Origin of the sequence: Bradyrhizobium sp. (assembly GCF_016219575.1) — a bacterium.
Lineage (GTDB): Bacteria > Pseudomonadota > Alphaproteobacteria > Rhizobiales > Xanthobacteraceae > Bradyrhizobium.
Map to the genome: position 1 here is coordinate 18,651 of NZ_JACRMG010000011.1, position 23,329 is coordinate 41,979.

Annotated in this window: 24 protein-coding genes and 1 tRNA gene; 12 read left to right on the forward strand and 13 right to left on the reverse strand. The window is 64.8% G+C overall.

All coding sequences use genetic code 11. The features are described from left to right. Window positions 1-139 precede the first annotated feature (139 nt). The 7 genes from raiA to HZB49_RS12085 all read right to left on the reverse strand — a co-directional run bounded on the left by raiA (window position 140) and on the right by HZB49_RS12085 (window position 6,347). On the reverse strand, window positions 140-739 hold the full coding sequence (raiA, locus tag HZB49_RS12055; RefSeq protein WP_291611529.1) for a ribosome-associated translation inhibitor RaiA: 600 nt from the start codon (window positions 737-739) through the stop codon (window positions 140-142). A 60-nt stretch (window positions 740-799) separates the two neighbouring features. Continuing rightward, on the reverse strand, window positions 800-2,428 hold the full coding sequence (gene rpoN / locus HZB49_RS12060) for an RNA polymerase factor sigma-54 (RefSeq protein ID WP_291611531.1): 1,629 nt from the start codon (window positions 2,426-2,428) through the stop codon (window positions 800-802). A 135-nt stretch (window positions 2,429-2,563) separates the two neighbouring features. Continuing rightward, on the reverse strand, window positions 2,564-3,571 hold the full coding sequence (lptB, locus tag HZB49_RS12065; protein ID WP_291611533.1) for an LPS export ABC transporter ATP-binding protein: 1,008 nt from the start codon (window positions 3,569-3,571) through the stop codon (window positions 2,564-2,566). Between the two features lie 218 nt (window positions 3,572-3,789). Further along, on the reverse strand, window positions 3,790-4,434 hold the full coding sequence (locus HZB49_RS12070; RefSeq protein ID WP_291611579.1) for an LptA/OstA family protein: 645 nt from the start codon (window positions 4,432-4,434) through the stop codon (window positions 3,790-3,792). 71 nt (window positions 4,435-4,505) lie between these two features. Next, the gene (gene lptC / locus HZB49_RS12075; RefSeq protein WP_291611534.1) at window positions 4,506-5,240 is read right to left on the reverse strand and encodes an LPS export ABC transporter periplasmic protein LptC; all 735 of its coding nucleotides are present in this window, start codon (window positions 5,238-5,240) and stop codon (window positions 4,506-4,508) included. Window positions 5,241-5,412: 172 nt separating this feature from the next. Further along, window positions 5,413-6,027: a ribonuclease D gene (locus tag HZB49_RS12080; RefSeq protein WP_291611535.1), complete on the reverse strand. Its 615-nt coding sequence runs from the start codon at window positions 6,025-6,027 to the stop codon at window positions 5,413-5,415. Window positions 6,028-6,260: 233 nt separating this feature from the next. Beyond that, window positions 6,261-6,347 (reverse strand) — tRNA-Leu (locus tag HZB49_RS12085). Window positions 6,348-6,489: 142 nt separating this feature from the next. On the opposite strand from HZB49_RS12085, the gene HZB49_RS12090 reads away from it, so the two are divergent. Continuing rightward, complete coding sequence (locus HZB49_RS12090) at window positions 6,490-7,458, forward strand: complex I NDUFA9 subunit family protein (protein WP_291611536.1); 969 nt, start codon at window positions 6,490-6,492, stop codon at window positions 7,456-7,458. 37 nt (window positions 7,459-7,495) lie between these two features. Here the strand turns inward: HZB49_RS12090 and HZB49_RS12095 are convergent, their stop codons facing one another. Continuing rightward, window positions 7,496-8,302 (reverse strand): undecaprenyl-diphosphate phosphatase, encoded by an 807-nt coding sequence (locus HZB49_RS12095; RefSeq protein ID WP_291611537.1) that lies wholly within the window; start codon window positions 8,300-8,302, stop codon window positions 7,496-7,498. Between the two features lie 209 nt (window positions 8,303-8,511). Between HZB49_RS12095 and HZB49_RS12100 the strand changes: the two genes are divergently transcribed. The 3 genes from HZB49_RS12100 (at window position 8,512) to HZB49_RS12110 (ending at window position 11,303) form a co-directional block, all read left to right on the forward strand. Continuing rightward, the gene (locus HZB49_RS12100; protein WP_291611539.1) at window positions 8,512-9,204 is read left to right on the forward strand and encodes a glutathione S-transferase family protein; all 693 of its coding nucleotides are present in this window, start codon (window positions 8,512-8,514) and stop codon (window positions 9,202-9,204) included. Next, entirely contained in the window at window positions 9,153-10,376 is a 1,224-nt protein-coding gene (gene queG, locus HZB49_RS12105) for a tRNA epoxyqueuosine(34) reductase QueG (protein WP_291611542.1), read from the forward strand. Before HZB49_RS12100 ends, queG begins: the two co-directional genes overlap by 52 nt. A gap of 129 nt (window positions 10,377-10,505) precedes the next feature. Beyond that, entirely contained in the window at window positions 10,506-11,303 is a 798-nt protein-coding gene (locus HZB49_RS12110; protein WP_291611544.1) for an acyl-CoA thioesterase domain-containing protein, read from the forward strand. 114 nt (window positions 11,304-11,417) lie between these two features. Here the strand turns inward: HZB49_RS12110 and HZB49_RS12115 are convergent, their stop codons facing one another. Further along, on the reverse strand, window positions 11,418-11,885 hold the full coding sequence (locus tag HZB49_RS12115) for a nuclear transport factor 2 family protein (RefSeq protein ID WP_291611547.1): 468 nt from the start codon (window positions 11,883-11,885) through the stop codon (window positions 11,418-11,420). Between the two features lie 143 nt (window positions 11,886-12,028). Further along, entirely contained in the window at window positions 12,029-12,814 is a 786-nt protein-coding gene (locus tag HZB49_RS12120; RefSeq protein WP_291611549.1) for an alpha/beta hydrolase, read from the reverse strand. 246 nt (window positions 12,815-13,060) lie between these two features. Here HZB49_RS12120 and infC point away from each other — a divergent pair, with 246 nt between their 5' ends. Then, window positions 13,061-13,600, forward strand: coding sequence for a translation initiation factor IF-3 (infC, locus tag HZB49_RS12125; protein WP_291611581.1), 540 nt, complete (start codon window positions 13,061-13,063; stop codon window positions 13,598-13,600). Window positions 13,601-13,698: 98 nt separating this feature from the next. On the opposite strand, the gene HZB49_RS12130 is transcribed toward infC, so the two are convergent. Further along, window positions 13,699-14,109, reverse strand: coding sequence for a hypothetical protein (locus HZB49_RS12130; RefSeq protein ID WP_291611551.1), 411 nt, complete (start codon window positions 14,107-14,109; stop codon window positions 13,699-13,701). A gap of 265 nt (window positions 14,110-14,374) precedes the next feature. On the opposite strand from HZB49_RS12130, the gene rpmI reads away from it, so the two are divergent. The 6 genes from rpmI to HZB49_RS12160 all read left to right on the forward strand — a co-directional run bounded on the left by rpmI (window position 14,375) and on the right by HZB49_RS12160 (window position 19,939). Beyond that, on the forward strand, window positions 14,375-14,575 hold the full coding sequence (gene rpmI / locus HZB49_RS12135) for a 50S ribosomal protein L35 (protein ID WP_029585522.1): 201 nt from the start codon (window positions 14,375-14,377) through the stop codon (window positions 14,573-14,575). A gap of 67 nt (window positions 14,576-14,642) precedes the next feature. Further along, complete coding sequence (gene rplT, locus HZB49_RS12140) at window positions 14,643-15,002, forward strand: 50S ribosomal protein L20 (RefSeq protein WP_291611553.1); 360 nt, start codon at window positions 14,643-14,645, stop codon at window positions 15,000-15,002. Window positions 15,003-15,272: 270 nt separating this feature from the next. Next, entirely contained in the window at window positions 15,273-16,355 is a 1,083-nt protein-coding gene (pheS, locus tag HZB49_RS12145; protein ID WP_291611555.1) for a phenylalanine--tRNA ligase subunit alpha, read from the forward strand. 2 nt (window positions 16,356-16,357) lie between these two features. After that, window positions 16,358-16,747: an ASCH domain-containing protein gene (locus tag HZB49_RS12150; protein WP_291611583.1), complete on the forward strand. Its 390-nt coding sequence runs from the start codon at window positions 16,358-16,360 to the stop codon at window positions 16,745-16,747. Window positions 16,748-16,757: 10 nt separating this feature from the next. Beyond that, window positions 16,758-19,166 carry a phenylalanine--tRNA ligase subunit beta gene (gene pheT / locus HZB49_RS12155; RefSeq protein WP_291611557.1) on the forward strand — a complete coding sequence of 803 codons (2,409 nt, stop codon included), beginning with the start codon at window positions 16,758-16,760 and terminating at the stop codon, window positions 19,164-19,166. Beyond that, window positions 19,163-19,939 carry a sulfite exporter TauE/SafE family protein gene (locus tag HZB49_RS12160; protein ID WP_291611559.1) on the forward strand — a complete coding sequence of 259 codons (777 nt, stop codon included), beginning with the start codon at window positions 19,163-19,165 and terminating at the stop codon, window positions 19,937-19,939. Before pheT ends, HZB49_RS12160 begins: the two co-directional genes overlap by 4 nt. Here HZB49_RS12160 and HZB49_RS12165 read toward each other — a convergent pair. Then, on the reverse strand, window positions 19,896-20,618 hold the full coding sequence (locus tag HZB49_RS12165; protein WP_291611561.1) for an adenine nucleotide alpha hydrolase: 723 nt from the start codon (window positions 20,616-20,618) through the stop codon (window positions 19,896-19,898). The two genes, HZB49_RS12160 and HZB49_RS12165, sit on opposite strands and share 44 nt — an antisense overlap. After that, window positions 20,618-22,039 (reverse strand): NAD(P)/FAD-dependent oxidoreductase, encoded by a 1,422-nt coding sequence (locus HZB49_RS12170; protein ID WP_291611563.1) that lies wholly within the window; start codon window positions 22,037-22,039, stop codon window positions 20,618-20,620. The genes HZB49_RS12165 and HZB49_RS12170 overlap by 1 nt, the downstream gene beginning before the upstream one ends. A gap of 188 nt (window positions 22,040-22,227) precedes the next feature. Here HZB49_RS12170 and HZB49_RS12175 point away from each other — a divergent pair, with 188 nt between their 5' ends. Then, window positions 22,228-23,259, forward strand: coding sequence for a YiiX/YebB-like N1pC/P60 family cysteine hydrolase (locus HZB49_RS12175; RefSeq protein ID WP_291611564.1), 1,032 nt, complete (start codon window positions 22,228-22,230; stop codon window positions 23,257-23,259). Window positions 23,260-23,329: the final 70 nt, after the last annotated feature.

A 23,329-nucleotide genomic window follows, 5' to 3' on the forward strand; every position in this document is an offset into this window, starting at 1 on the left:
ATTTGGGGGCTTCTACTCCAAAGCATATCCGGTGCCAACTCTTAACGCCCGGTTCCGTAGTCCTACCCTTGGTCCTAACTTTGGGGCGGCGGACCATATGGGCGGCCCCCGGGGGCGTCAATGTGTCCCGTCGTATAAGTCAGGGGGTAACCGCGGGCGGATCGACCCAGCCGACATTGCCGTCGGCGCGACGGTAGATCACGTTTACCCGGCCGCTGGAGCCGTGCTGGAACACCAGGCAAGTGGCGCCGGTGAGGTCGAGCTCCTGGACGGCCTCGCTGACCGAGAGCCGTTTCAGCGATTTGGTGGTCTCGGCAATGATGACCGGATTATAGCCGGCGCTCTCGTCCTCATGGGCCGGCGCCTCGATCACATAGCTCGGCGCGTCCAGCACGGGCGCTTCCATCTCGGCAAAGGCGGCGTTGACGGCGTGCGCCTTGCGCGCCGAACGGTCCTTCAGCCGGCTCTTGTAGCGGCGCAGGCGCTTTTCGATCATCAAGAGCGCCTGGTCGGCGCTGGCATAGGCATCGGCCGCGGTCGAATCGGCCTCCAGCGCCACTCCGGAATCCAGATGCAGCGTGCAGTCGGTGCGGAAGCCGAAGCCGTCTTTGCTCAGCGTGATGTGGCCGGAATAATTGCCGTCGAAATACTTGCGCAGGACTTCATCGGTTCGTTCGCTGACGCGACTGCGCAGCGCCTCGCCGACGCTGATGCTTTTGCCCGAGATCCGAAGAGTCATGGATGATGCCTCGATAGTGTCAGGGGGAATTGAGCCTAATCCGATTTGGCGCTGATGCAATCAGGCCGGCGCGGTATCGCGGGAGCGGTCGGAGGCGGTAAGGGCATGGCCGATCATGCTCTGCTTGTCGCGGCGCCGCTGCACCGAGGAGGGAATCCGCATCGCCTCGCGGTATTTCGCGACGGTGCGGCGCGCGATATCAATGCCCGAAGCGCGCAAGCGTTCCACGATGGTGTCGTCGGAGAGGATCGCGGTCGGGCTTTCGGCGTCGATCAGCTGCTTGATGTGATGGCGTACCGCTTCCGCCGAATGCGCCTCGCCGCCGTCAGCCGAGGCGATCGAGGCGGTGAAGAAATATTTCAATTCGAACACACCGCGATTGGTCGCCATGTATTTGTTGGCGGTGACGCGCGACACCGTGGATTCATGCATCTGGATCGCATCCGCCACGGCCTTCAGGTTGAGAGGCCGCAAATGCGCCACGCCATGGGTGAAGAAGCCGTCCTGCTGGCGCACGATTTCGGTCGCGACCTTCAGGATGGTGCGGGCGCGCTGGTCGAGCGCACGCACCAGCCAGGTCGCATTTTGCAGGCAATCGGTGAAATAGGATTTGTCGCCGTCCTTGCGGATCGTCTTCGACAGCTCCGTATAATAGGTCTGGTTCACCAGCACCTTCGGCAGCGTGTCGCTGTTGAGCTCGACGTGCCAGCCGCCGTCGGGGCCGGGCCGCACATAGACGTCGGGCACCACGGTCTGCGTGCGCGCGGAGCCGAATTTCAGGCCGGGCTTGGGATCGAGATGGCGGATCTCGCCGATCATGTCGGTGATGTCTTCGTCGTCGACGCCGCAGAGCTTGCGAAGTGCCGATATGTCGCGCTTGGCCAGCAGGTCGAGATTCTCCACCAGCGCCTGCATCGCGGGGTCGTATCGGTTGAGCTCGCGCAGCTGGATTGCCAGGCACTCGCTGAGATTCCGCGCGCACACGCCGGGCGGATCGAATTTCTGCAGGACCGCCAGCACTTCCGCGACGGCTTCGTCGGTTGCGCCGAGACGCTCGGCGGCCTGTCCGAGATCCTGCGGCAAATAGCCCGCCTCGTCGACGAGGTCGATCAGGTACTGGCCGATCATGCGTTGCGCCGGCGCTGCGATGGCGACCGCCATCTGCTCGGCGAGGTGATCCGACAGGGTCACTTCGGCGGCGACGAAGGCCTCGAGATTGTAATCCTCGTCACTGGAGGCGCCGCCGCCCCATTCGGTATAGGCGGTGGGCGCGGCATCCTGCGCCGCGCGCGCGGCAGCTTCGGCAGGCTCCTCCGTGAAGACGTTGTCGAGGCGGGTATCCAGCGTCTGCTCGATCTCGGCGCGGCTGCCGAGGTCGCGGTTCATCCATTCTTCCTGGCCGGGTTCGAACCCCTCGGCCGAGCCCGTCGCATAGTCGCCGCCGGAATCCTCGCCCCCGCCTGCCTCGCCTGCATCGGAAAACGGGGAGGACTCGATGGCCTCGCCCGCCACCGGGGGCTCGGGGCCGTCATTGGCGCGCTCCAGCAGCGGATTGCGCTCCAGCTCTTCCTCGACAAAGGCCGACAGGTCGAGATTGGACAGCTGCAGCAGCTTGATGGCCTGCATCAGCTGCGGCGTCATCACCAGCGACTGGGACTGGCGGAACTCTAATCTCTGCGTCAGCGCCATGGGGGCAAGAAACCGTCCAAAAACTTGGTCCGATTCTTGCTTAAACTAGTCCATAGTCCTTGTACACGGCTTGACGTAAGCAAAATTTGGGCTAAAGGCGCTTTCCCCACAAGGTGGTTACCGCAGCGCAACAGACTACAGCCGGAATTCCTCGCCCAGGTACAGCCGGCGCACGTCCGGGTTGCTGACGATCTCGTCCGGGCTGCCTTCGGTCAGAATCTCACCGGCATAGACGATATAGGCGCGGTCGGTCAGGCCCAGCGTTTCCCGCACATTGTGGTCGGTGATGAGCACGCCGATGCCTCGGTTGGTGAGGTGGCGCACGAGATCCTGGATGTCCCCCACCGCGATCGGATCGATGCCCGCGAAGGGCTCGTCGAGCAGCATGTAGTTCGGACGCGTGGCAAGCGCGCGGGCGATCTCGACGCGGCGGCGCTCGCCGCCGGACAGCGCAATCGACGGCGATTTGCGCAGCCGCGCGATGTTGAACTCGTCGAGCAGCGCGTTCAGTTCGCGCTCGCGTTTCTTGCGGCTGGGCTCGACCACCTCGAGCACGGCGCGGATGTTTTGCTCCACCGTGAGGCCGCGGAAGATCGAGGCTTCCTGCGGCAGGTAGCCGATGCCGAGCCGCGCGCGCTGATACATCGGCAGCTTCGTCACGTCGTGGCCGTCGAGCTCGATGGCGCCGCGATCGGCCTTGATCAGGCCGGTGATCATGTAGAACACCGTGGTCTTGCCGGCGCCGTTCGGTCCCAGCAGACCGACGGCTTCGCCGCGGCGGACATAGATCGAAACGCCGCGCACCACCTGGCGGGTGCCGAAACTCTTTTCCACGCTATGCACAGCCAGAAAGCCCGGCCGGCGCAGCAATTGCGGGCCGCTGCCATTGGCCTTCCTGGACTTGGCCGCCGGCTTGGACTTGGCGGGCGCCAGCGGATGCGGCGTGCGCGCGGGCTCCGGCGGCGGCAGGTCGACGGCAGGCGCCACGCCGTCGCGGGCAATCGGCGGAGCATCGCGCAGGGGGTTCGAGAGCATGTCACCGAAGGAATCGCCGAGCGCGGTGATGTCCTCGCGCGAACGGGCAAAGCCCGCCGGCTTCCCCTTGGCCGGGCGACGCCGGAACATGCCGAGTAAATCCACCATCCCGCTTCGCTCAGCCTTTCACGGTGACGCCGGCGCAGACGCCCGCGGCGAGATTCGATTCGCCCTCATGCGAACCATGAATGAACGGATGCCCCTTGCCCAGCGGAACACCTTCGAAACGGCGCTTCCCCATCCGCCTGCCGCCCGCGAGGTTAGATACAGGCTCCCACCTCCGGCTTCAACCTCGCCGGTCGCGGCCAATTCACAAGCGATTGATTTTACTTCTGTTTACCAGGGAACAGCGCAGTCGGCGGGGCAGCAGGGGCCGGGGTCCCGCCCTTCGATCCGCAGCCTTCCGAGCCCTGCATGAACAGGGCCTGCACCCGGCCGGAGTCGGATTCGACGCGCGACACGCCGGTGGTCATGTCCACCATCAGCCGGTCGCCGCGCAGCACGTTCTGGCATTGCGTCAGCACCACGCCGCCGGACATGGTGATGAGGTTGGCCTTGGTGTCGAACACGGCCTTGTCACCGGTGACGACCTGGTCCTTTTGCTTCACCACCACGCCGCCGCGCGCTTCCAGCCGCTTGATCGAGGAGCTGCCGCCGGGGCCGGGCGTCGCCGACTGGATCGGAGCGCCTGCTGCCGCCTTGGCGCCCTTCTGCTTGGGTTGCGCGGGCTGTTCCGGCCCCGGACTCTGATCGTAGAACACGACCAGCGATTTCGAGCTCATGGTGGTGTCGCCCTGCGACACTTTCACGTTGCCGGCAAAAGTCGCTTCCTTTGTCTTGTCACGCACTTCCAGCGAAGCCGCCTCGATCTGGATCGGCTTGTCGCGGTTCTGCGAGAAGCCCTGCATCGCGTTGGGTACGCCCTGCATCGAATTCTGCGCATACGCGTCGCCGAAGACGGCGGCCAGCATGAATGCGGCGGCGCATGCGATGCGCGCGATCCGGCGATCAAGACAGCACGGGAAAAATTGCATCGCAGGGATCACTTCGCGCCGGCCGGCTTGCCGTTGCCGCTGATCGAGCGCGTCTTCGGCTGCTCCGCGGCATCGATCGGCGTCGCCGCCGCGTCCGGCTGATCCAGTGTCAGGTTCATCACGACGTTGCCTTCGAAGCGCACGATCTCGCCGCTGTTGATGATCTTCAACCCGTCGGCCACCAGCGTGCCGTTCAGCAGCTTGACGTCGACACGCTCATTCGACGTCACCAAGCCCTTGTTGATGTCCATCATCGCCTGCGAAAGTTTCGCCTCATAACCGGTGGAGGACTGCAGGAAGATGTCCTTTTTCAGCTCGAGCAGCTGCTGCTTGCTGTCAAAGAAGCCGGTGCGCGCATCGAGCGTCACCGTCGAACGGTCTTCCATCATCACCTTGGCGCGCAGCGTGCGCAGCTCGACATGGTCGGGGTTGGCGAGATCCTGGATGGCAGCCTTGGCCCTGAGTTCATAGGGCCGCCGGTCGGCGGAGAAGCCGGCCATGTGCGGATTTTCCATGGTGATCTTGGTGCCCGACACCACGAGATTGTCGATGGAGACCGGCAGCTTCGGCAGCAGCATGCGGAACGGGTTCACGACCGACACGAAGATCACGCCGGCCATCGCCAGACCCACCGCCGCCGGCACCGCGATGCGCAGGATGCGCACCACGCGGCTGTGGCGCGCTGCAGCCCGAAAGCGCGCCTCGAGCGTCGCATCGTAGGTCTGGTTCTGGACGAAATTCACCGCGGCTCCGGGCAGCGGGACCGTTCCCGCTCAGCTCATTGTACCCCGTATTACCTTGCATTGCAGCCCGGGCATGATCCGGAAAAATCCTGCCCCGCACATACTCCGACCAAATCGGTTCGTTCATCACTGTGACCGAAACAGGGCCGATTCGGCCCTGCGACGCAGCACCTCACGAATGGGCAAAGATGTCCTCGGCCTCCCAGCCCTGCAGATCCAGGATGGCGCGAGCCGGCAGGAAGCCGAAACAGGCTTTGGCGATCTCGCTGCGACCCTCGCGTGCCAGCATCACATCGAGCTTTTCGCGCAACGCATGCAGGTGCAGCACGTCGGAGGCGGCATAGGCGAGCTGCGCCTCGCTCAGGTTCTCCGAGCCCCAGTCGCTCGACTGCTGCTGCTTCGACAGGTCGACGTTCAATACCTCGCGCACGAGGTCCTTCAGGCCGTGGCGGTCGGTATAGGTGCGCGACAGCCGCGAGGCGATCTTGGTGCAATAGACCGGCTGCGGCATCACGCCGAAGGTGTTGTAGAGCGCGGCGAGATCGAAGCGCGCGAAGTGGAAGATCTTCACGATGTTCGGGTCGGCCAGCAGCTTCTTCAAATGCGGCGCATCGCGATGGCCCTTCGGCACCTGCACGACATCGGCCGAGCCGTCGCCGTTCGACATCTGCACCACGCAGAGCCGGTCGCGATGCGGATTGAGTCCCATGGTCTCGGTGTCGATCGCCACCGAACTGGTGTAGCGCGAAAGATCGGGCAGGTCGCCGCGATGCAGGCGGATGGTCATGATTTCAGGAACCTCTCGAATCGCTCGCCTAAGCTATCGTCCAAAGCCGCCCCGGGCGAGCACCCAAGTTTGGCGGATGACCGCCACAGCCCCATCCTTCATGGCGCTCGCGACTGGGGCCGTCGCTATTCCCCGAGCAGCAATCTGCGGATGGTTGGGCCAGTTACCCTCCCGGCGCGGCCGGATCGGCAATCTCGCGGCTGCTCGCAAATAGGGGGCTTGGGCAAGGGCAATGGTGCCCAGGAAAGGACTCGAACCTTCACGGCCGTGAAGCCACTGGCACCTGAAGCCAGCGCGTCTACCAATTCCGCCACCTGGGCCCGGGCGGGTTACTAAGGACCGGTCGCACGATTGTCAAATCGGCTGATTGCGGTCCAAATGCGCTGTACAGGATTGACGCGATGGCGTATCGCGAATCCGCTAAATCCCCGCCATCGCGCGCCTTTTGCAGGATATTTCCCCATGGCATCGAACCAGGAAACGCTCGTCACCGTATTCGGCGGATCTGGCTTCCTGGGGCGGCATGTGGTCCGCGCGCTGGCCAAGCGGGAATACCGCATCCGGGTCGCGGTGCGCCGGCCGGAACTGGCGGGCCACCTGCAGCCGCTGGGCCGGGTCGGCCAGATCCATGCCGTCCAGGCCAATCTGCGCTATCCGGCTTCGGTTCAGGCCGCCATGCGCGATGCCGAATTGGCCATCAACCTGGTGGGTATCCTCGCCGAGAGCGGCGATCAGACGTTTGAGGCCGTCCAGGCCAAGGGCGCGGAGACCGTCGCGCAGGCGGCCGCCGAAGCAGGCGCGCGGATGGTGCATGTCTCCGCGATCGGCGCCGACGCCCACGCCATCTCGCAATATGCCCGTGCCAAGGCGGCCGGCGAGCAGGCGGTGCTCTCGGCTGTCCCCTCGGCCACCATCCTGCGCCCCTCCGTGGTGTTCGGTCCGGAGGACGCGTTCACCAACCGCTTTGCCGCGCTGGCGCAGATGTCGCCGGTGCTTCCCCTGATCGGCGGCGGCGCGACCAGGCTGCAGCCGGTCTATGTCGGCGACGTCGCCACCGCCGTGGCCGACGCCGTGGACGGCAAGACCAAGGCCGGCGCCACCTACGAGCTAGGCGGGCCGGAAGTGCTGACCATGCGCGAGATCATGCAGATGATCTGCGAGATCACCGACCGCAAGCGAATGCTGGTGCCGCTGCCGTTCGGCCTTGCAAAATTTCAGGCGTTCTTCCTGCAGTTCGCGCCGGGCGGGCTGAAGCTGACCCCCGACCAGGTCGAGCTCCTGAAGACCGACAATGTGGTGTCCGACGCCGCCAGGGCATCCGGCCTCACGCTGGAAGGCCTCGGCATCGCGGCGGATTCGATGGAAGCGATCTGCCCGCAATATCTCTGGCGCTTCCGCCCGATGGGCCAGTTCCAGCGCAAGAGCGTGTGAGAATGTTGTCGTCCCTGCGAACGCAGGGACGACAAGCTCACTTTCCCAGCGCCAGCGCAATCAGGCCGATTGTGCCGACGATCACGCGCCACCAGGCGAACAGCACGAATCCGTGACGCTGTACATAGGTGAGGAACGTCTTCACCACGACCATCGCCGTGATGAACGACACCACGAAGCCGATGGCGACGATGCCGAGATTGTTCATCGTCATGTCGCCATGGCTCTTGTAGAAATCGTAGGCGAAGGCGCCGACCATAGTGGGGATGGCGAGGAAGAAGGAGAATTCCGCCGCCGAGCGCTTGTCGGCGCCGAGCAGCATCGCCGCCACGATCGAGGCGCCCGAGCGCGACACGCCGGGGATCATCGCCAGGCACTGCGCAACGCCGATCCAGAGATACATCGGCAGCGGAAAGCGCATGGCGTCGTCTTCGCGCACCTCGAGTTCGAGCTGGTCGACCCAGAGCAGGATCGCGCCGCCGACGATCAGCGTGAAGCAAACCACCCACGGATTGAACAAATAGCCCTTGATGAACTTGCCCGCGATCAGCCCCAGCACCACCGCCGGCAGGAACGCGATCAGCACGCCGATCACGAAGCGCCGCGCATCGGGATCGCTGAACATGTTGATGGCGACACGCCACAGCTTGAAGAAATACAGCGCCACGATCGCAAGAATCGCGCCGAGCTGGATCAGGATGGTGAAGCTCTTCCAGAACTCGCCCTCTCCGAGATCGAAGAAGCGTTCCGCCAGCAGCATGTGGCCGGTCGAGGAAACCGGCAGGAACTCGGTGACCCCCTCGATGATGCCGAGAATGATCGCCCTTATCGCATCAGACATCATGCCAAGGCCCGCTTTCGTGTTATGATCCGCAATCGATTCCGTTCGGAAAAAACCGTGTTCTTCTCGCCTATTCGTTCCCGTGCCGCAATCGCAAAAAGCGTAAAATCACCGGTTGCCTCCCAGGTTTGCTCAGGTACCCTCCCCGGTCTCTTTGCATCCCGCTGCGATTGAGGAATTGTTAAATCACTTCCGCATAGTCCAAGAGCTGCATGTTCACGCTGTTTCACCACGCTTTCTGTCCGCATTCGCGCTTCGTCCGACTGATCCTCGGCGAATACGGCTTTGACGTGCGGCTGGTCGAGGAGCGGGTGTGGGAGCGACGCGAGGCATTCCTGGCGCTCAATCCCGCTTGCGTCACGCCGGTGCTGTTCGCCGAGGGCATGCCGGCCATTCCGGGGGCCGGGATCATCGCCGAGTTCATCGATGAGGCCTATGGCGCCGAGATGGAGCAGAAGCGGCTGATGCCGGCTTCGATGGGCGAGCGCATCGAGGTGCGCCGGCTGATGGCGTGGTTCAACGAGAAGTTCTTCGAGGAAGCTTCCAGTCCCCTCGTCACCGAGCGCATCTACAAGCGCTTCATGAACGAGCAGGACGGCGGCGGCGCCCCGGCCACGGACGTGATCCGCGCCGCCAAGACCAATGTGCGCTATCATCTGACCTATATCGGCTGGCTGGCGCGGACGCGAAACTTTCTCGCCGGCGACCGGCCCACTTACGCGGATCTCGCCGCCGCGGCGCATCTTTCGGCGATCGACTATCTGGGCGACGTGCCATGGTCCGAGGACGACGCGGCAAAGGCGTGGTACGCGCGGGTGAAGTCCCGCCCGTCGTTCCGTCCGCTGCTCAGCGAGTGGCTGGCGGGCGTGCCGGCGTCGCGCACCTACGTGGACCTCGACTTCTGAACGCGACCGAACAACTCTCCCCTGCCGGAGTGAAGACGGCGCTGGCGCGCGAGGCAAGAGCGCTCGGTTTCGATTGCATCGGCGTGACCGATCCGGATGCAATCGGCGATGCCGGACTTCGCTTCCGCGAATTCCTCGAAGCAGGCGGCCATGGCGACATGGATTGGCTGGCGGCCAAACCCGAGCGGCGGATGCATCCGCGCGCGCTGTGGCCGGGCGTGCGCTCCGTCGTGATGCTCGGCTTCAATTACGGGCCGGACGAGGATCCGCTGGCCGTTTTGCAGAAGCGCACGCGCGGCGCGATCTCCGCCTATGCGCAGGGCGACGATTATCACGACGTCATCAAGAAGCGGCTGAAGACCCTGGCGCGATGGCTCGCGGCCGCCACCGGCGACGAGGTGAAAGTCTTCATCGACACGGCCGCCGTGATGGAAAAGCCGCTTGCGCAGGCCGCCGGTCTCGGCTGGCAGGGAAAGCACACCAACCTGGTGTCGCGCGAGTTCGGCTCATGGCTGTTCCTTGGTGCGATCTTCAGCGCATCGGAGCTACCGCGCGACGAAGCCGACATCGATCGCTGCGGTTCCTGCATCGCCTGCCAGGAGATCTGCCCGACCGCGGCCTTCCCCGCGCCCTACAAGCTCGATGCGCGGCGCTGCATCTCCTATCTCACCATCGAGAACAAGGGCCCGATACCCAGCGAATTCCGCAAAGCCATGGGCAACCGCATCTATGGCTGCGACGATTGTCTTGCGGTGTGCCCCTGGAACAAGTTCGCGCAAGCTGGCCGCGAGGCAAAGCTTGCCGCCCGCACCCAGTTGCGCGAACCCGCGCTTGCGGATCTGGTCCGCCTCGATGACACCGCCTTCCGCGCACTGTTTTCGAAATCGCCGGTGAAACGCATCGGCCGCGACCGCTTCGTGCGCAACGTGCTGATCGCCGTCGGCAACTCCGGCAATGCGGCGCTGGCGATCGAGGCGGAGAGACTGCTCGATGATGCGAGCCCCTTGGTACGGGGCGCGGCCGTGTGGGCGCTGTCGCAGCTGCTCTCGTCCGAAGCGTTCGCTGCACTCGCTGCAAAGGCAATCAACGAAGCTGATCGCTCGGTGCGAGCCGAATGGGAAGCATCAGACCCTCATCCTGAGGACCGCGCTCGCGCGCGTCTCGAAGGATGATGGCCGCAGTCGGGCCTCATGGTTCGCCTGGCGATGCGACGCTTCGTCCGGAGCGCGCGTACTGCGCCTCCTCTCCATGAGGGAAAGCACCTTGATTTCATCCGGAAATTTCCCCCACATTCGCCGGCCATGAAAAAAGAACCCTTTTTCGCCAAGCAAGGCGACGCCTTCATCCCCAACCCCATCTCCAACGGCCCCTGGAATCCGGACTCGATGCACGGCCGCGTCGTGATCGGCCTGCTCGCCCATGCCATCGAGGAGCGGCACGGCTCGCCCGATTTCGTGCCGGCGCGCCTGACCGTCGACATGTTCCGGCTGCCGGACATCCACACGCCGATCACAGTCGCGACCAAACGCATCCGCGACGGCCTGCGCATCAGGCTGATGGAAGCGGAATTTTTCTCCGGCGAGACCAGCATGGCGCGCGCCTCCTGCCAGCTGTTGCGCCGGACGGAAAATGCGCCGGGCAATGTGTGGTCGCCGGCCAATTGGGATTCGCCGCTGCCCGACGCCATTCCCGCGCCGACCGATCCGCGGCTCGGCATGAACGGCAAATGGACCACGCGGCCGATCGTCGGCCAGATGGGCTCGCTCGGCCCACGCCGCGTGTGGATCAGCGAAGTGCGCGAACTGGTCGACGGCGTTCCGATGTCACCGTTCGTGCATGTGGCGACTGGAGCGGATTTCGCCAGCCCCTTTGCCAATGCCGGCGATCAGGGTCTCGGCTACATCAACAGCGACGTCACGCTCTATCTGCACCGCCTGCCGGTGACGCGCTGGATCGGGTTCGAGGTGGTCAACCATCACGCCAGCGAAGGCGTCGCGATCGGCGAATGCTGGCTCTATGACGAGAAGGGCCCGATCGGTACCTCGACGGTCGCCGCGCTCGCCCAGCGCAAACCGATGACGAATGTTCCGCCGCCGTGAGCAATTGGGCCGTCATTCCGGGGCGCGCGCAGCGCGAACACGGAATCCAGAGGTAATGGATCGAGATTCCGGGTTCATGCTTCGCACGCCCCGGAATGACAAGGCAGAGAGGCCCTACGCCAGATGCCTTCTCATCTCCGGCCGTGCCTTCAGCGCGGCGCCCTGCTTGGCGAAGATCTTCGCAATCCGCTCCGGCGCGAAGTTCATGTCCACGAACGCCGGCGCCGTATTCGCAACCTCGTGATATTCGAGAATCTTCCCGTCGCGCAGCTTCATCATGGCCACGCCTTCGAACATCACCCGCGCGCCTTTCGCCTCGGGCAGCGTCGAACGGTAGCTGAAGGTGTAATGCGCGTAGAGCGTCCTGCCGTCGCTGACCGGCGAATGCATGTCCCAACGGAAATCGGTCGCGGTGCGATAGAAGACCTCGTCGATCATTTCCGCGATTTTCGCCCGCCCCTTGAACGCGCCATAGAACACGTCGTGATAGACGCCGTCCTCGGTAAAGAGCTCGGCAAACGCCTTGCCATTGTGCTTCTCGACCGCATCGCAAAAGGCGCGCAGCAATTGTTCCGTGTTCATCGGCGTCTCCCCGACTTGTTCTTGTCATGCCCCGCGCAGGCGGGGCATTCAGTATTCCAGAGGCGGTGCGAAAAATCGATAGGCCGCGGCGTACTGGATCGGCGGTCGGGCCGGGCGATGACACCTCATGCGAGTGTCGAGCGCTACCCGATCTCCGCCACCGCAGCCATGATGCGCGCGATGTCCTGCGGGCGGGACAGGCGGTGGTCGCCGTCCTGGATCATGGTCAGCACGACGTCCTCGGCCGGCAGCCGCTCGGCAAGCGCGAACGCATGTTGCCAGGGCACATCGGGATCCTGCGCGCCCTGCAGGATGCGGACGGGGCAGCCGACCTCGATTGCGGCGCCGAGCAGCAGATGGTTGCGGCCTTCCTCGATCAGCGCGCGGGTGATCGGATAGGGATCGCCATATTGCGAGGGCCGGTGCCAGACACCCTTCGTCATGATCTCCTCGCGCACCTCGGGCGCAAAGCTCTTCCACATCAGCGCTTCCGTGAAATCCGGCGCCGGCGCAATCAGCACGAGGCCTGCCAGCGACGCGCTCTCGATACGCCGCTTTGCGATCTCGCGCGCGAGCAGCAGCGCCATCCAGCCGCCCATCGACGAGCCGATCACCACCTGCGGACCGCGGCAGAACCGCTCGAACACCGCGACGCTCTCCTCCAGCCAGCGGCCGATCGTCCCCTCGGCAAAGGAGCCGCCGGACTCGCCATGACCGGAATAGTCGAAGCGCACGCAGGCTCGGCCGTGTTCCGCCGCCCAGGCATCCAGCCCCAGCGCCTTGGTGCCGCGCATGTCGGAATTGAAGCCGCCGAGCCAGAACAGGCCGGGCGGTCGCCCATCGCGGGCGCGCACCGCGATCCGGCGATGGGTCGCGCCCTCGCCGACGTCGATGAAGGCGGGTTCCTGGGCGGCGGCGGTCTGCGTCATCGGTCTGTCACTCGAATTCGCACCCCTTTTCGGGGAGCGGAAATGATCCGTCAACGATACCGGTTTGAAGCCGGAAACCGCTGCAAAAGCGCTTGCGGAGCAAGACGTGGGTCTCTATGTGCCGTGCGTGGCCAAAATGCCGCGCATTTGGCGGTTTTGGCAGACCAATGCAGCGAGTTCGCTTGCCCGTGGCCGCGTCTTGCTTCAAAATGGCAGCTTCCCTTTCACAACCTCGGAGAACTACCCATTCGCCGTCCCAACAGAGCCCCGCCCGCAGTCGCCAAAGACGGGCCGCGCATCAATGACGATATCCGCAATGCACAGATCCAGCTGATCGACGCAGAAGGCGTCAACCATGGCACCGTCGAAACCGTGACGGCCGTCAAGATGGCCATGGAAGCGGGCATGGATCTGGTCGAGATTTCGCCGAACAACAATCCTCCCGTCTGCAAGATCATGGACTACGGGAAGTACAAGTATTCGGCGCAGAAGAAAGCTGCGGAAGCCCGCAAGAAACAGAAGGTCGTGGAGATCAAGGAGATCAAGCTGCGGCCGATGATCGACGATCACGACTATGACGTGAAGATGCGCGCGATGCAGCGCTTCTTCGAGGAAGGCGACAAGGTGAAGATCACCCTGCGCTACCGTGGCCGTGAAATGGCGCACCAGGAGATCGGCACCAAGCTGCTCGACAAGGTGAAGGCCGACGTGGCCGAGATCGCCAAGGTCGAGCAGGACGCGAAGTTCGAGGGCCGCCAGGTCGTCATGGTGCTGGCGCCGCGCTGATTCGCCGCCGGTATCGATCCCGTGAATGCAAACGGCCCGCCGGATGATCCGGCGGGCCGTTCGATTTTCAAAGGGAAGGCTCTTTGCCGGCCGATCTTTCAGCTCCGCGTCGCCTGCCAGGTGCCGCTGCAGCGGTCGCCGGTGATGATGCCGCTCCAGCGGCCGTAACCGGCATTGCCGACCAGCCGGCCGCCGCCATTGGCGCGGGAGGCGCCGACCGACACCGCCACGGCGACGTTGCCGGCGCGGGTGACCGAGCCGGAAACGCGGCCGCCACCGGCCGAGGACACCCGGCTGCCGATCACCAGGAAGGGCACGCTGTAGCCCGACGAGCAGTTGCCGCGGGTGGTGGCGAACACCGTGTTCCAGGTGCCGTCATAGCGGCCCGCGGCCCCGGCGGGCGTTGCGTCGGAGGCGGTGAAGGCAGCCAAAGCGGCGGTAGCGACGAGGGAAGCGCGAACGCGCGGGAGAGAGACGAAATATCGGGAAATAATGGGAAATAAGGTCATTTTCTTCCTGCCCTGGGAATTTGCCATCAAATGATGACGTCCTTTCGTTATAGCAGCCAGCCCGTTGGTTCATCGTTGCAAATTGGCCTTTCGTCTGCCATAAGCCCGACCTTCATCGCCCGGCTGATCAAGGGCTGCCGTGGCGATGTCCATGCGAGGTTATCCCATTTGGAAAAACCTTAGCATTTCCAACGCTCTAACGAGCATTTCAGTCGGCCAGACGCCCCTCGCGGGCGGCTTCGTGCTGGCGCAACAGGAGAGCCAAATGCCCAAGCTGAAGACCAAGTCCGGCGCCAAAAAGCGCTTCAAGGTGACTGCCACCGGCAAAGTGATGCACGCCCAGCGCGGCAAGCGTCACGGCATGATCAAGCGGACCAAGAAGCAGATTCGTCAGCTCCGCGGCACCCGCGTGCTGTTCAAGACCGACGGCGACAACATCAAGAAATACTTCCTGCCGAACGCCTGATCGCTTCCCGCTTAGCCGACGCCGCGTCCGCGCGGCCAATCGTCATCTCTGAACAAGGATTTCCGTCATGTCTCGCGTCAAACGCGGTGTGACCTCTCACGCCAAGCACAAGAAAGTCTACAAGGCCGCCAAGGGTTATTACGGCCGCCGCAAGAACACGATCCGCGCCGCCAAGCAGGCGGTGGAGAAGGCCGGCCAGTACGCCTTCCGCGACCGCAAGCGCAAGAAGCGCACCTTCCGCGCGCTCTGGATCCAGCGCCTCAATGCCGCGGTGCGCCCGTTCGGCATGACCTACAGCCGCTTTATCGACGGCCTGTCGAAGTCGGGCATCGTGGTGGACCGCAAGGTTCTGTCGGATCTCGCGATCAACGAACCGGCGGCGTTCCAGGCGATTGCCGAGAAGGCGAAGGCTGCGCTGGCGGCGTAACCCGCCTCGCCAGGCTCCTGTGCGAAGTCTCGCGGTCGTCACGGCCGGGCCCGTTCCGGCCATCGACTGCTTCCCTTTCGCGAACGCTTCAAGACGCCGATGCCCGGGACAACTCCCGGGCGCAAGGGCCAGGAGCAACGGCGCAGCGTCCTGGAGCATGATCCGGAAGAGCGTGAAGCGGTTTTCCGAAAGGATCATGCTCAGGCAACAACCTGAAGCGCGATGACGATTCATCCCGATCTCATCGCGCTTTAGTCAAGAGGGATTGCCATGACCGACCTTGCCCAACTCGAATCCCGGATCATTGCCGACATCGCCGCGGCCGGCGACGAGGCGGCGCTGGAAGCCGTCCGCGTCGCCTCGCTCGGCAAGAAAGGCTCGATCTCCGCGCTGCTCGCCACCCTCGGCAAGATGTCGCCGGATGAGCGCAAGACGCAAGGCGCGGCCATCAACCTCGCCAAGGACAAGGTGACCGAGGCGCTGGCGGCACGGCGCGAAATCCTGAAATCCGCCGCGCTCGATGCGCGGCTGGCCTCGGAGACGATCGACGTCACGCTGCCGCTGCGCGACGCGCCGGCCGAGACCGGCCGCATCCATCCGCTCAGCCAGGTCTGGGACGAATTGACCGCCATCTTCGCCGACATGGGATTTTCCGTCGCCGAAGGCCCGGATATCGAGACCGACGACTACAACTTCACCAAGCTGAATTTCCCGGAAGGCCACCCGGCGCGGGAGATGCACGACACCTTCTTCTTCAATCCGAAGGACGACGGTTCGCGCATGCTGCTGCGGACCCACACCTCGCCGGTGCAGGTGCGCACGATGCTCTCGCAGAAGCCGCCGATCCGCGTGATCTGCCCCGGCCGCACCTACCGCATCGATTCGGACGCGACCCACACGCCGCAATTCCACCAGGTCGAGGGCCTCGTCATCGACAAGGAATCGCATCTCGGCCACCTCAAATGGATCCTGCACGAGTTCTGCAAGGCGTTCTTCGAGGTCGACCACATCAACATGCGCTTCCGCCCGTCGTTCTTCCCGTTCACCGAGCCTTCGCTGGAAGTCGATATTCAGTGCCGGCGCGACAAGGGCGAGATTCGTTTCGGCGAGGGTGAGGATTGGCTGGAGATCCTCGGCTGCGGCATGGTGCATCCGAACGTGCTGCGCGCCTGCGGCATCGATCCCGACGTCTATCAGGGTTTTGCCTGGGGCATGGGCATCGATCGCATCGCGATGCTGAAATACGGCATGAGCGACCTGCGCCAGCTGTTCGACAGTGACGTACGCTGGCTGTCGCATTACGGCTTCAAGCCGCTCGACGTGCCCACCCTTGCGGGAGGCCTCAGCTCGTGAACCTGAGCGCCGTCCCGCAACAATATCGCTGCTTGCGGTCGTTCGCGTTCGGCGACGGGCCGGAGCTCGCCGACGAGCTGCTCGACCTCGTCGTCCGGGGCGTCAAGACCGCGACCTGCTCGACCGAGGACGAACCCAACACGTCGACGCCTAGCGAACGCTGGATCGTGCTCGACGGACGCGGTGAGCCGCGTTGCGTCATCGAAACCACCGAGGTGACCTATCGCCGCTTCGGCGAGGTGGACGCGGCCTTTGCGCACGACGAGGGCGAAGGCGACCGCAGCCTCGACTACTGGCGCAACGCGCATCGCAATTATTTCGGCCGGCAGGGCAAGTTTCGCGAAGACATGATGCTGATGTGCGAACGCTTCCGCCTGGTCGAGGTTTTCTAGGAACGGCAAAATGAAGTTCACGCTCTCCTGGCTGAAGGAACATCTCGACACCGACGAGCCCCTGGAAAAGCTCGCCGACAAGCTCACCATGATCGGGCTGGAGGTCGAGAACATCGAGGACAAGACCAAGGCGCTGGCGCCGTTTTCCATCGCGCGCGTCATCTCGGCCGAGCAGCACCCGAACGCCGATCGCCTGCGCGTCTGCATGGTCGATACCGGCGACGGCGGCGCGCCGGTGCAGGTGGTCTGCGGCGCGCCGAACGCGCGCGCCGGCCTGGTCAGCGTGTTCTCGCCGCCCGGCACCTATATTCCCGGCAAGAACATTACGCTCGGCGTCGGCACGATCCGCGGTGTCGAGAGCCGCGGCATGCTGTGCTCGGCAGCCGAGCTGCAGATTTCCGAGGACCATGACGGCATCATGGAGCTGCCGGCGGATGCGCCGGTCGGCAAGGGCTATGCCGAATGGGCGGGCCTCGGCGATCCCGTGATCGAGATCAACCTGACGCCGAACCGGCAGGACTGCACCGGCGTGCACGGCATCGCACGCGACCTGTTCGCCGCCGACATGGGCAAGTTCAACGATCCCGCGATCAAGCCGGTCAAGGGCGAATTTCCCTGCCCGGTGCAGGTGACGGTCGAGGACGCGGCGCTTTGTCCGGGCTTTGCGCTGCGGCTGGTGCGCGGCGTCAGGAACGGCCCGTCGCCGGAATGGCTGCAGAAGCGCCTGACCTCGATCGGGCTGCGTCCGATCAACGCGCTGGTCGACATCACCAACTTCATGACGTTTGACCGCGGCCGCCCGCTGCATGTGTTCGACGCCAAGAAGGTGAAGGGAAATCTCACCATACGCCGGGCCCGCGCGGGCGAGAGCCTGCTCGCGCTCGACGGCCGCACCTACAATCTCGATCCCTCGATCTGCATCATCGCCGACGAGCACGGCGTTGAATCTCTTGCCGGCATCATGGGCGGCGAGACCTCGGGCTGCGACGAGAATACGTCGGACGTGCTGATCGAATCGGCGCTGTGGAACGAGATCAACATCGCGCAGACCGGCCGCAAGCTCGGCATCAATTCGGATGCGCGCTACCGCTTCGAGCGCGGCGTCGATCCGGCCTTCATGGTGCCGGGGCTCGAGCTCGCCACACAGCTGGTGCTCGAGATGTGCGGCGGCACGCCCTCGGAGAACGTTGTGGTCGGCAGCCGCTTCGGCGAGGATCGCGTGATCGATTTCCCCGTCGGCGAGGTCAAGCGCCTTGCCGGGATCGATGTGCCGCTGGTCGAAATGAAGCGCATCCTCGCCCGGCTCGGCTTCATGGTGGCCGGCAGCGGGCCGGTGGTGAAAATTGCCGTACCCTCCTGGCGCAGCGATGCGCACGGCAAAGCCGACATCGTCGAGGAGATCGTCCGCATCTTCGGCATCGACAAGGTGCCGGAGACGCCGTTCGGCCGCGGCGAGGAACCGCGCAAGGCCGTGCTCACGCCGATGCAGCTGCGCACCCGCCGTGCCCGCCGCGCGCTGGCGGCGCGCGGCATGGTGGAAGCCGTGACGTGGTCGTTCATCGCCAAGCCCGCGGCGGAACTGTTCGGCGGCGGGCAGGCCGAGCTTGCGCTCGCCAATCCCATTGCCTCCGACCTCAGCGACATGCGGCCGAGCCTGCTGCCCGGCCTGATCGCAGCCTCGCAAGCCAACATCAATCGCGGTTCGTCCGACGTGGCACTGTTCGAAGTCGGGCAGATATTTGGGGGCGACAAGCCCAACGACCAGTTGATGGCTGCTTCCGGCGTGCGTCACGGCTTTGCTTCGTCGAAGGGCCTGGGCCGGCACTGGTCGGGCACCGCTGCCGCCGACGCGCTGGATGCCAAGGCCGACGCATTCGCCGTGCTCTCGGCTGCGGGCGCGCCGATGCAGGCACTGCAGATCGTGCCCGGCGGCGCAAGCTGGCTGCATCCGGGCCGCTCCGGCACCATCCAGATCGGCCCTCAGAACGTGCTCGGCTATTTCGGCGAGCTCCACCCGCGCGCGCTGGAAGCACTCGGCGCCGATGGTCCCTTGATGGCCTTCGAGGTGATCCTCGACCGCATTCCCGAAGCCAAGCAGAGGGCCACCCGCGCCAAGCCGGTGCTGGAGCTCTCCGCGTTCCAGCCGGTGTCGCGCGACTTCGCCTTCATTGTCGATCGCAAGGTGAAGGCCGCCGACCTCGTGCGCGCGGCCCAGGGCGTGGACAAGAGGCTGATCACCGGCGTGAGCGTGTTCGACCTCTATGAGGGCAAGGGCATCGACCCCGACAAGAAGTCGCTGGCGATTGCCGTGACGATCCAGCCGCGCGAGAAGACGATGACCGATCAGGAAATCGACGCGGTCGCGGCCAAGATCGTCGCCGAGGTCACGAAGAAGACTGGTGGAACCTTGCGCGGATGAGTCTTTCCGGGCTCATCCCGACTGATCTCACCACCTTCGCGGCGATCGCTATCTGCCTCATCGCCTTCGTCTCCGGCACGGCGCGCGGATTTTCCGGCTTCGGCTCCGCGCTGATCTTCATGCCGCTCGCGAGCAGCATGGCCGCGCCAACACTCGTCGCGGCACTGCTGCTCATCATCGATTTCGTGGCGGCGCTGCCGCTGCTGCCCAATGCGTGGAAGCAGGCGGACCGCAAGGCCACCGCCGTGATGGCGGCAGGCGCACTGATCGGCGTGCCCATCGGCACCTACTTCCTGACCCGGCTCGATCCCGTGACCACGCGATGGATCATCTCGGGCTTCGTTGCCGCGCTGCTGGTGCTCTTGCTGTCCGGCTGGCGCTACCGCGGCGGCGAGCATGCCTCGATTTCCATCGGTGTCGGCGGCCTTGCCGGCTTCTGCAGCGGCCTCGCGCAGACCGGCGGCCCGCCGATCGTCGGCTACTGGCTGGGGCGACCGATCCCGTCCGTGATTGCGCGCGCCAACATCGTGCTGTTCTTCGGCGCCTCGGACTTCTTCTCCGCCGCCGCCTATGCGGCAAGCGGCCTGATCAACGCCGATGCGATCAAGTTCGCCCTGGTGGTCGGGCCGGTCTACGCGATCGGCGTGTGGTTCGGGGCCTCGCTGTTCGGCCGCGCCAGCGAGACCGTCTTCCGCACGATCTGCTACGCGCTGATCGCAGCCGCCGTCATCATCGGGCTGCCTGCGCTCGATGGCGTGCTGCGCTCGTCGTAAGCAGGAGATCGCAATAGGCATAGCCGTCGCGGATGACGCGCTCGCCGGTCTCGACGGGCAGTTGCCGCGAGAATATCGGCCCCGCCACTACGCAGGTGTGGAATTCGCCATTTTCCCCGCAGGGGTCGACGCCATCGGGGAGATCGGCAAGCAGCTGCGCGTCGAACCTGCGGCCGGCGAAATCCGCCGGCAGTTTCTTCAGATCGACGGTCGCAAGATACGCCTCCAGCCCGCTGGCGATCATGGCCTGCGCCAGCGCCGGCGTCGGACGATCCCACAACGGAAAGACGGGCGTGATCCCGGTGCCGGCCAGCTTCTGCTCGCGGTAGGCGCGGATGTCGGCGAGGTACAGATCGCCGAAGATCATGTGGGTGATGCCGTCGCGCACTGCGTTTGCGACCGCCTCGCCCATCCGCGCCTCGTAGATTTCATTCGGGCATGGGTAGGGAATCGACACGATCCGTGGTGGCAGGCCCGCCGCCTCGCACTGCGCCCGCAGGATTTCCTGGCGCACGCCATGAATCGAAACGCGCTCGAACGTTTCGGTCACGGTGGTCAGCGCGCCCACCACGTCGAACTCGCCGGCACGGCTTACCTCATGAAGCGAGAATGCACTGTCCTTGCCGCTGGACCAGGAGATCAGCGCCTTGGGCCTGGCCTTGGACTCGGACCTTGGCATCAGTTGAGCGAGGCCCCCGGCATTCCGGCGCGCGGCGGCCCGGCCGGCTGCCGCCGCTTCACGGCCGGCGCCTGCCTTGCGGGATCCTCGCGCAGGGCGCCGATCCGGCGCAACGCGGCCTCGGCGGCGCGCTCGCCGCTTTCCCAGGCACCGTCGACCGTGCCCCACAGCGTTTCATGCGTGGCTTCGCCCGCGAAATACATGCAGCCGACCGGCTCGCTCAGTGCCTTGCGCGACGCCTGCGCGGCGGGAGGCGCCACCGACATCGCGCCCTGTACATAGGGCGCGGCGTTCCAGCGGGTGGCACTGGATTTTTTCACGACCTTCGCGAGGTCGCTGCCGAACATCTTCGTCAGCCATTCGATGGCAAATGCAACCATCGCGGCCTCGCCTTGCGCGGAGAGATCGCGGCCGAAGGAGCCGCCGACATCGATCGAGCACAGCGAGGACGAGCCCATATTGGCGTAGAGCAGCGCCGTCCGCGTCGAATTGCTCTGCTCGATCAGAATGTCGTCGCGCGCCAGCCCGAGCGGATTGCCGGGCATCTGCAGCGCGATGTGGTCGTAACTGCCGAGACCGAGCTTCGCAGCGGCGTCGAGCGTGCGCTTGGGGATATCGGGCGCAAACCTGATGGTGCCGCTCGCCAGCACGTTGCTCGACACCGTGATGATGGCGGCGCGCGCCGTGATCTTGCCGGCCGGTGTCTGCACGATCGCGTCGCGGTTGCCCCACTCGATGCGGCTGACCGGCGTCGACAGCGACAGCGGCAGCGGCTCGGAAAGCTTGGCGATCAGCGCACCCAGCCCCTGCCGGCAGGCAATGGCGGAGTTGCGATCCAGCGCGCGGACCTTGTCGATGACGGAGATGTCCTTGAGATCCTTGCCGGCAAAGCCGGCCCCCAGCACGAACTCGGCCGTACCGGCCCAGTCGCCGAGCTCCTTTGGCATCACCGACGCGCAGGAGACGTCGAATTTGCGCGAGGCCTCATCGATGGCGCGGTTGGCCTTGACCAGCGCGGCCAGAAAATCCTCCGTCTCGCTGGCGCGTGCGTTGCGGCGGCCGATACGGATCTTCTGCCCCGAAGGCGCCGGCATGATCTCGAGCCCGGCGGCGCGGCCGAGCTTGATCATCGGGTTGGTCTCGGGATTGTGGATCCAGCGGGCGCCGCGGTCGAACGGCACGTCGAAGGTCGAGATATCCGTGATGCAGCGGCCGCCGACCTGGCTTGCCGCCTCCACCACGATCACCTTGCGGTTGGCGGCGGCGATCCGCCGCGCTGCAGCGATGCCGGCCGCACCGGCGCCGATCACGACAATATCGGCATCGCGCGGCAGCGGCGCCCCCCAGGCCGGCCGGCCAAGGACGGGCATGGCCGCCACGACCGCGGACGCCGACAGGAAGTTGCGGCGCGTCATTGTCATGTCATGGTTTCCGGGCGCTTGAGACCGCTGAGAACATGTGGCGAACCTTGCCGCAATCGTACGGAAGCAGCAACACTCTTGGTGAATCAATCATGATTGATCCCCGCAGGCGATGAACTGAATTGCAACGGCTTTCGACCATGATAAGGAGGGAAAACGGCGGTTCCAAAACCGCTGGGGGGAAGTTTATGGGAGTGATGCTCGATACGGTTGGTCAGTGGATCGCGAGCTACCTGCAGAAGGAAGTTCCGGGCTACGAGCCGTTCACGCCGAGCGATCCGGATCATCTTCGCGGCATCATCCAGCCGGGTGACGTGCTGCTGGTCGAAGGCAACAACCGGATTTCCGGCATCATCAAGTACCTGACGCAGTCGACCTGGTCGCATGCCGCGCTGTATGTCGGCCCGGTTGACGGCGCCTTCGAGCCCGATGGCGAGCCGCATGTGCTGATCGAGGCCAACATCGGCGAGGGCGTCACCTCGGCGCCGCTGTCGAAGTACTTCTCCTACCACACCCGCGTCAGCCGCCCGGTCGGTCTTTCATGGGAAGACCGCCATACGGTCTGCCGCTATGCCATCAACCGGATCGGCTTCGGCTACGACACCAAGAACATCGTCGATCTGATGCGGTTCCTGATTCCGCTACCGGTGCCGCAACGCTGGCGCCGCCGCATGATCGCGTTCGGGTCGGGCGATCCCACCAAGATCATCTGCTCGGCACTGATCGCACAGGCCTTCGACGCAGTACGCTATCCGATCCTGCCCAAGATCACGAAGGCCGGCTCGCGGCGCGCGCGCAAGGAAATCCTGCACATCCGCGACTCCTCGCTCTACATGCCGCGCGACTTCGATATCTCGCCCTATTTCGAAATCGTCAAACCCACCATCGTGAACGGCTTCGACTATCTCAGCCTTCACTGGGCCGACAAGCAGAAGCCGCTCGAGGAGGTAGCGGGCGAATTCGGTGTGTTTCAGGAAGAGGTCTGGTCGCCGCCGCTTGTTCCTGAAGAGATTGACGAAGAGGCGCCGGTTTCTATGGCGGTTGCGGAAGTGACCATGGTCGCGATCGAGGAGACCCGGGTCGAAGAAATCGTGGTCGAAGAAGCGGTAGTAGAGCGCGTCAGGGTCACCGAGCACTTCCTGGCCGTCGAATATATTCCGGTGCGCGTACCCGACCGCCGCTCCCGACCGCGCTGCGCGAGAGCCGAACTGACGGCCTGAAGCCTGGCCGAACCGGCCGCGGCCGGATTCTCATGCCCCTTGACGATGCTCAAGGACAATGCCCGCCCCG

What these genes read in the sequence shown, in the direction of transcription:
- raiA (WP_291611529.1), bottom strand. Translation starts at nt 739, where the DNA reads ATGACTCTTCGGATCTCGGGCAAAAGCATCAGCGTCGGCGAGGCGCTG.
- rpoN (WP_291611531.1), bottom strand. Translation starts at nt 2,428, where the DNA reads ATGGCGCTGACGCAGAGATTAGAGTTCCGCCAGTCCCAGTCGCTGGTG.
- lptB (WP_291611533.1), bottom strand. Translation starts at nt 3,571, where the DNA reads ATGGTGGATTTACTCGGCATGTTCCGGCGTCGCCCGGCCAAGGGGAAG.
- HZB49_RS12070 (WP_291611579.1), bottom strand. Translation starts at nt 4,434, where the DNA reads ATGCTGGCCGCCGTCTTCGGCGACGCGTATGCGCAGAATTCGATGCAG.
- HZB49_RS12080 (WP_291611535.1), bottom strand. Translation starts at nt 6,027, where the DNA reads ATGACCATCCGCCTGCATCGCGGCGACCTGCCCGATCTTTCGCGCTAC.
- HZB49_RS12090 (WP_291611536.1), top strand. Translation starts at nt 6,490, where the DNA reads ATGGCATCGAACCAGGAAACGCTCGTCACCGTATTCGGCGGATCTGGC.
- HZB49_RS12095 (WP_291611537.1), bottom strand. Translation starts at nt 8,302, where the DNA reads ATGATGTCTGATGCGATAAGGGCGATCATTCTCGGCATCATCGAGGGG.
- HZB49_RS12100 (WP_291611539.1), top strand. Translation starts at nt 8,512, where the DNA reads ATGTTCACGCTGTTTCACCACGCTTTCTGTCCGCATTCGCGCTTCGTC.
- HZB49_RS12110 (WP_291611544.1), top strand. Translation starts at nt 10,506, where the DNA reads ATGAAAAAAGAACCCTTTTTCGCCAAGCAAGGCGACGCCTTCATCCCC.
- HZB49_RS12115 (WP_291611547.1), bottom strand. Translation starts at nt 11,885, where the DNA reads ATGAACACGGAACAATTGCTGCGCGCCTTTTGCGATGCGGTCGAGAAG.
- HZB49_RS12120 (WP_291611549.1), bottom strand. Translation starts at nt 12,814, where the DNA reads ATGACGCAGACCGCCGCCGCCCAGGAACCCGCCTTCATCGACGTCGGC.
- HZB49_RS12130 (WP_291611551.1), bottom strand. Translation starts at nt 14,109, where the DNA reads ATGACCTTATTTCCCATTATTTCCCGATATTTCGTCTCTCTCCCGCGC.
- rpmI (WP_029585522.1), top strand. Translation starts at nt 14,375, where the DNA reads ATGCCCAAGCTGAAGACCAAGTCCGGCGCCAAAAAGCGCTTCAAGGTG.
- rplT (WP_291611553.1), top strand. Translation starts at nt 14,643, where the DNA reads ATGTCTCGCGTCAAACGCGGTGTGACCTCTCACGCCAAGCACAAGAAA.
- pheS (WP_291611555.1), top strand. Translation starts at nt 15,273, where the DNA reads ATGACCGACCTTGCCCAACTCGAATCCCGGATCATTGCCGACATCGCC.
- pheT (WP_291611557.1), top strand. Translation starts at nt 16,758, where the DNA reads ATGAAGTTCACGCTCTCCTGGCTGAAGGAACATCTCGACACCGACGAG.
- HZB49_RS12160 (WP_291611559.1), top strand. Translation starts at nt 19,163, where the DNA reads ATGAGTCTTTCCGGGCTCATCCCGACTGATCTCACCACCTTCGCGGCG.
- HZB49_RS12165 (WP_291611561.1), bottom strand. Translation starts at nt 20,618, where the DNA reads ATGCCAAGGTCCGAGTCCAAGGCCAGGCCCAAGGCGCTGATCTCCTGG.
- HZB49_RS12170 (WP_291611563.1), bottom strand. Translation starts at nt 22,039, where the DNA reads ATGACAATGACGCGCCGCAACTTCCTGTCGGCGTCCGCGGTCGTGGCG.
- HZB49_RS12175 (WP_291611564.1), top strand. Translation starts at nt 22,228, where the DNA reads ATGGGAGTGATGCTCGATACGGTTGGTCAGTGGATCGCGAGCTACCTG.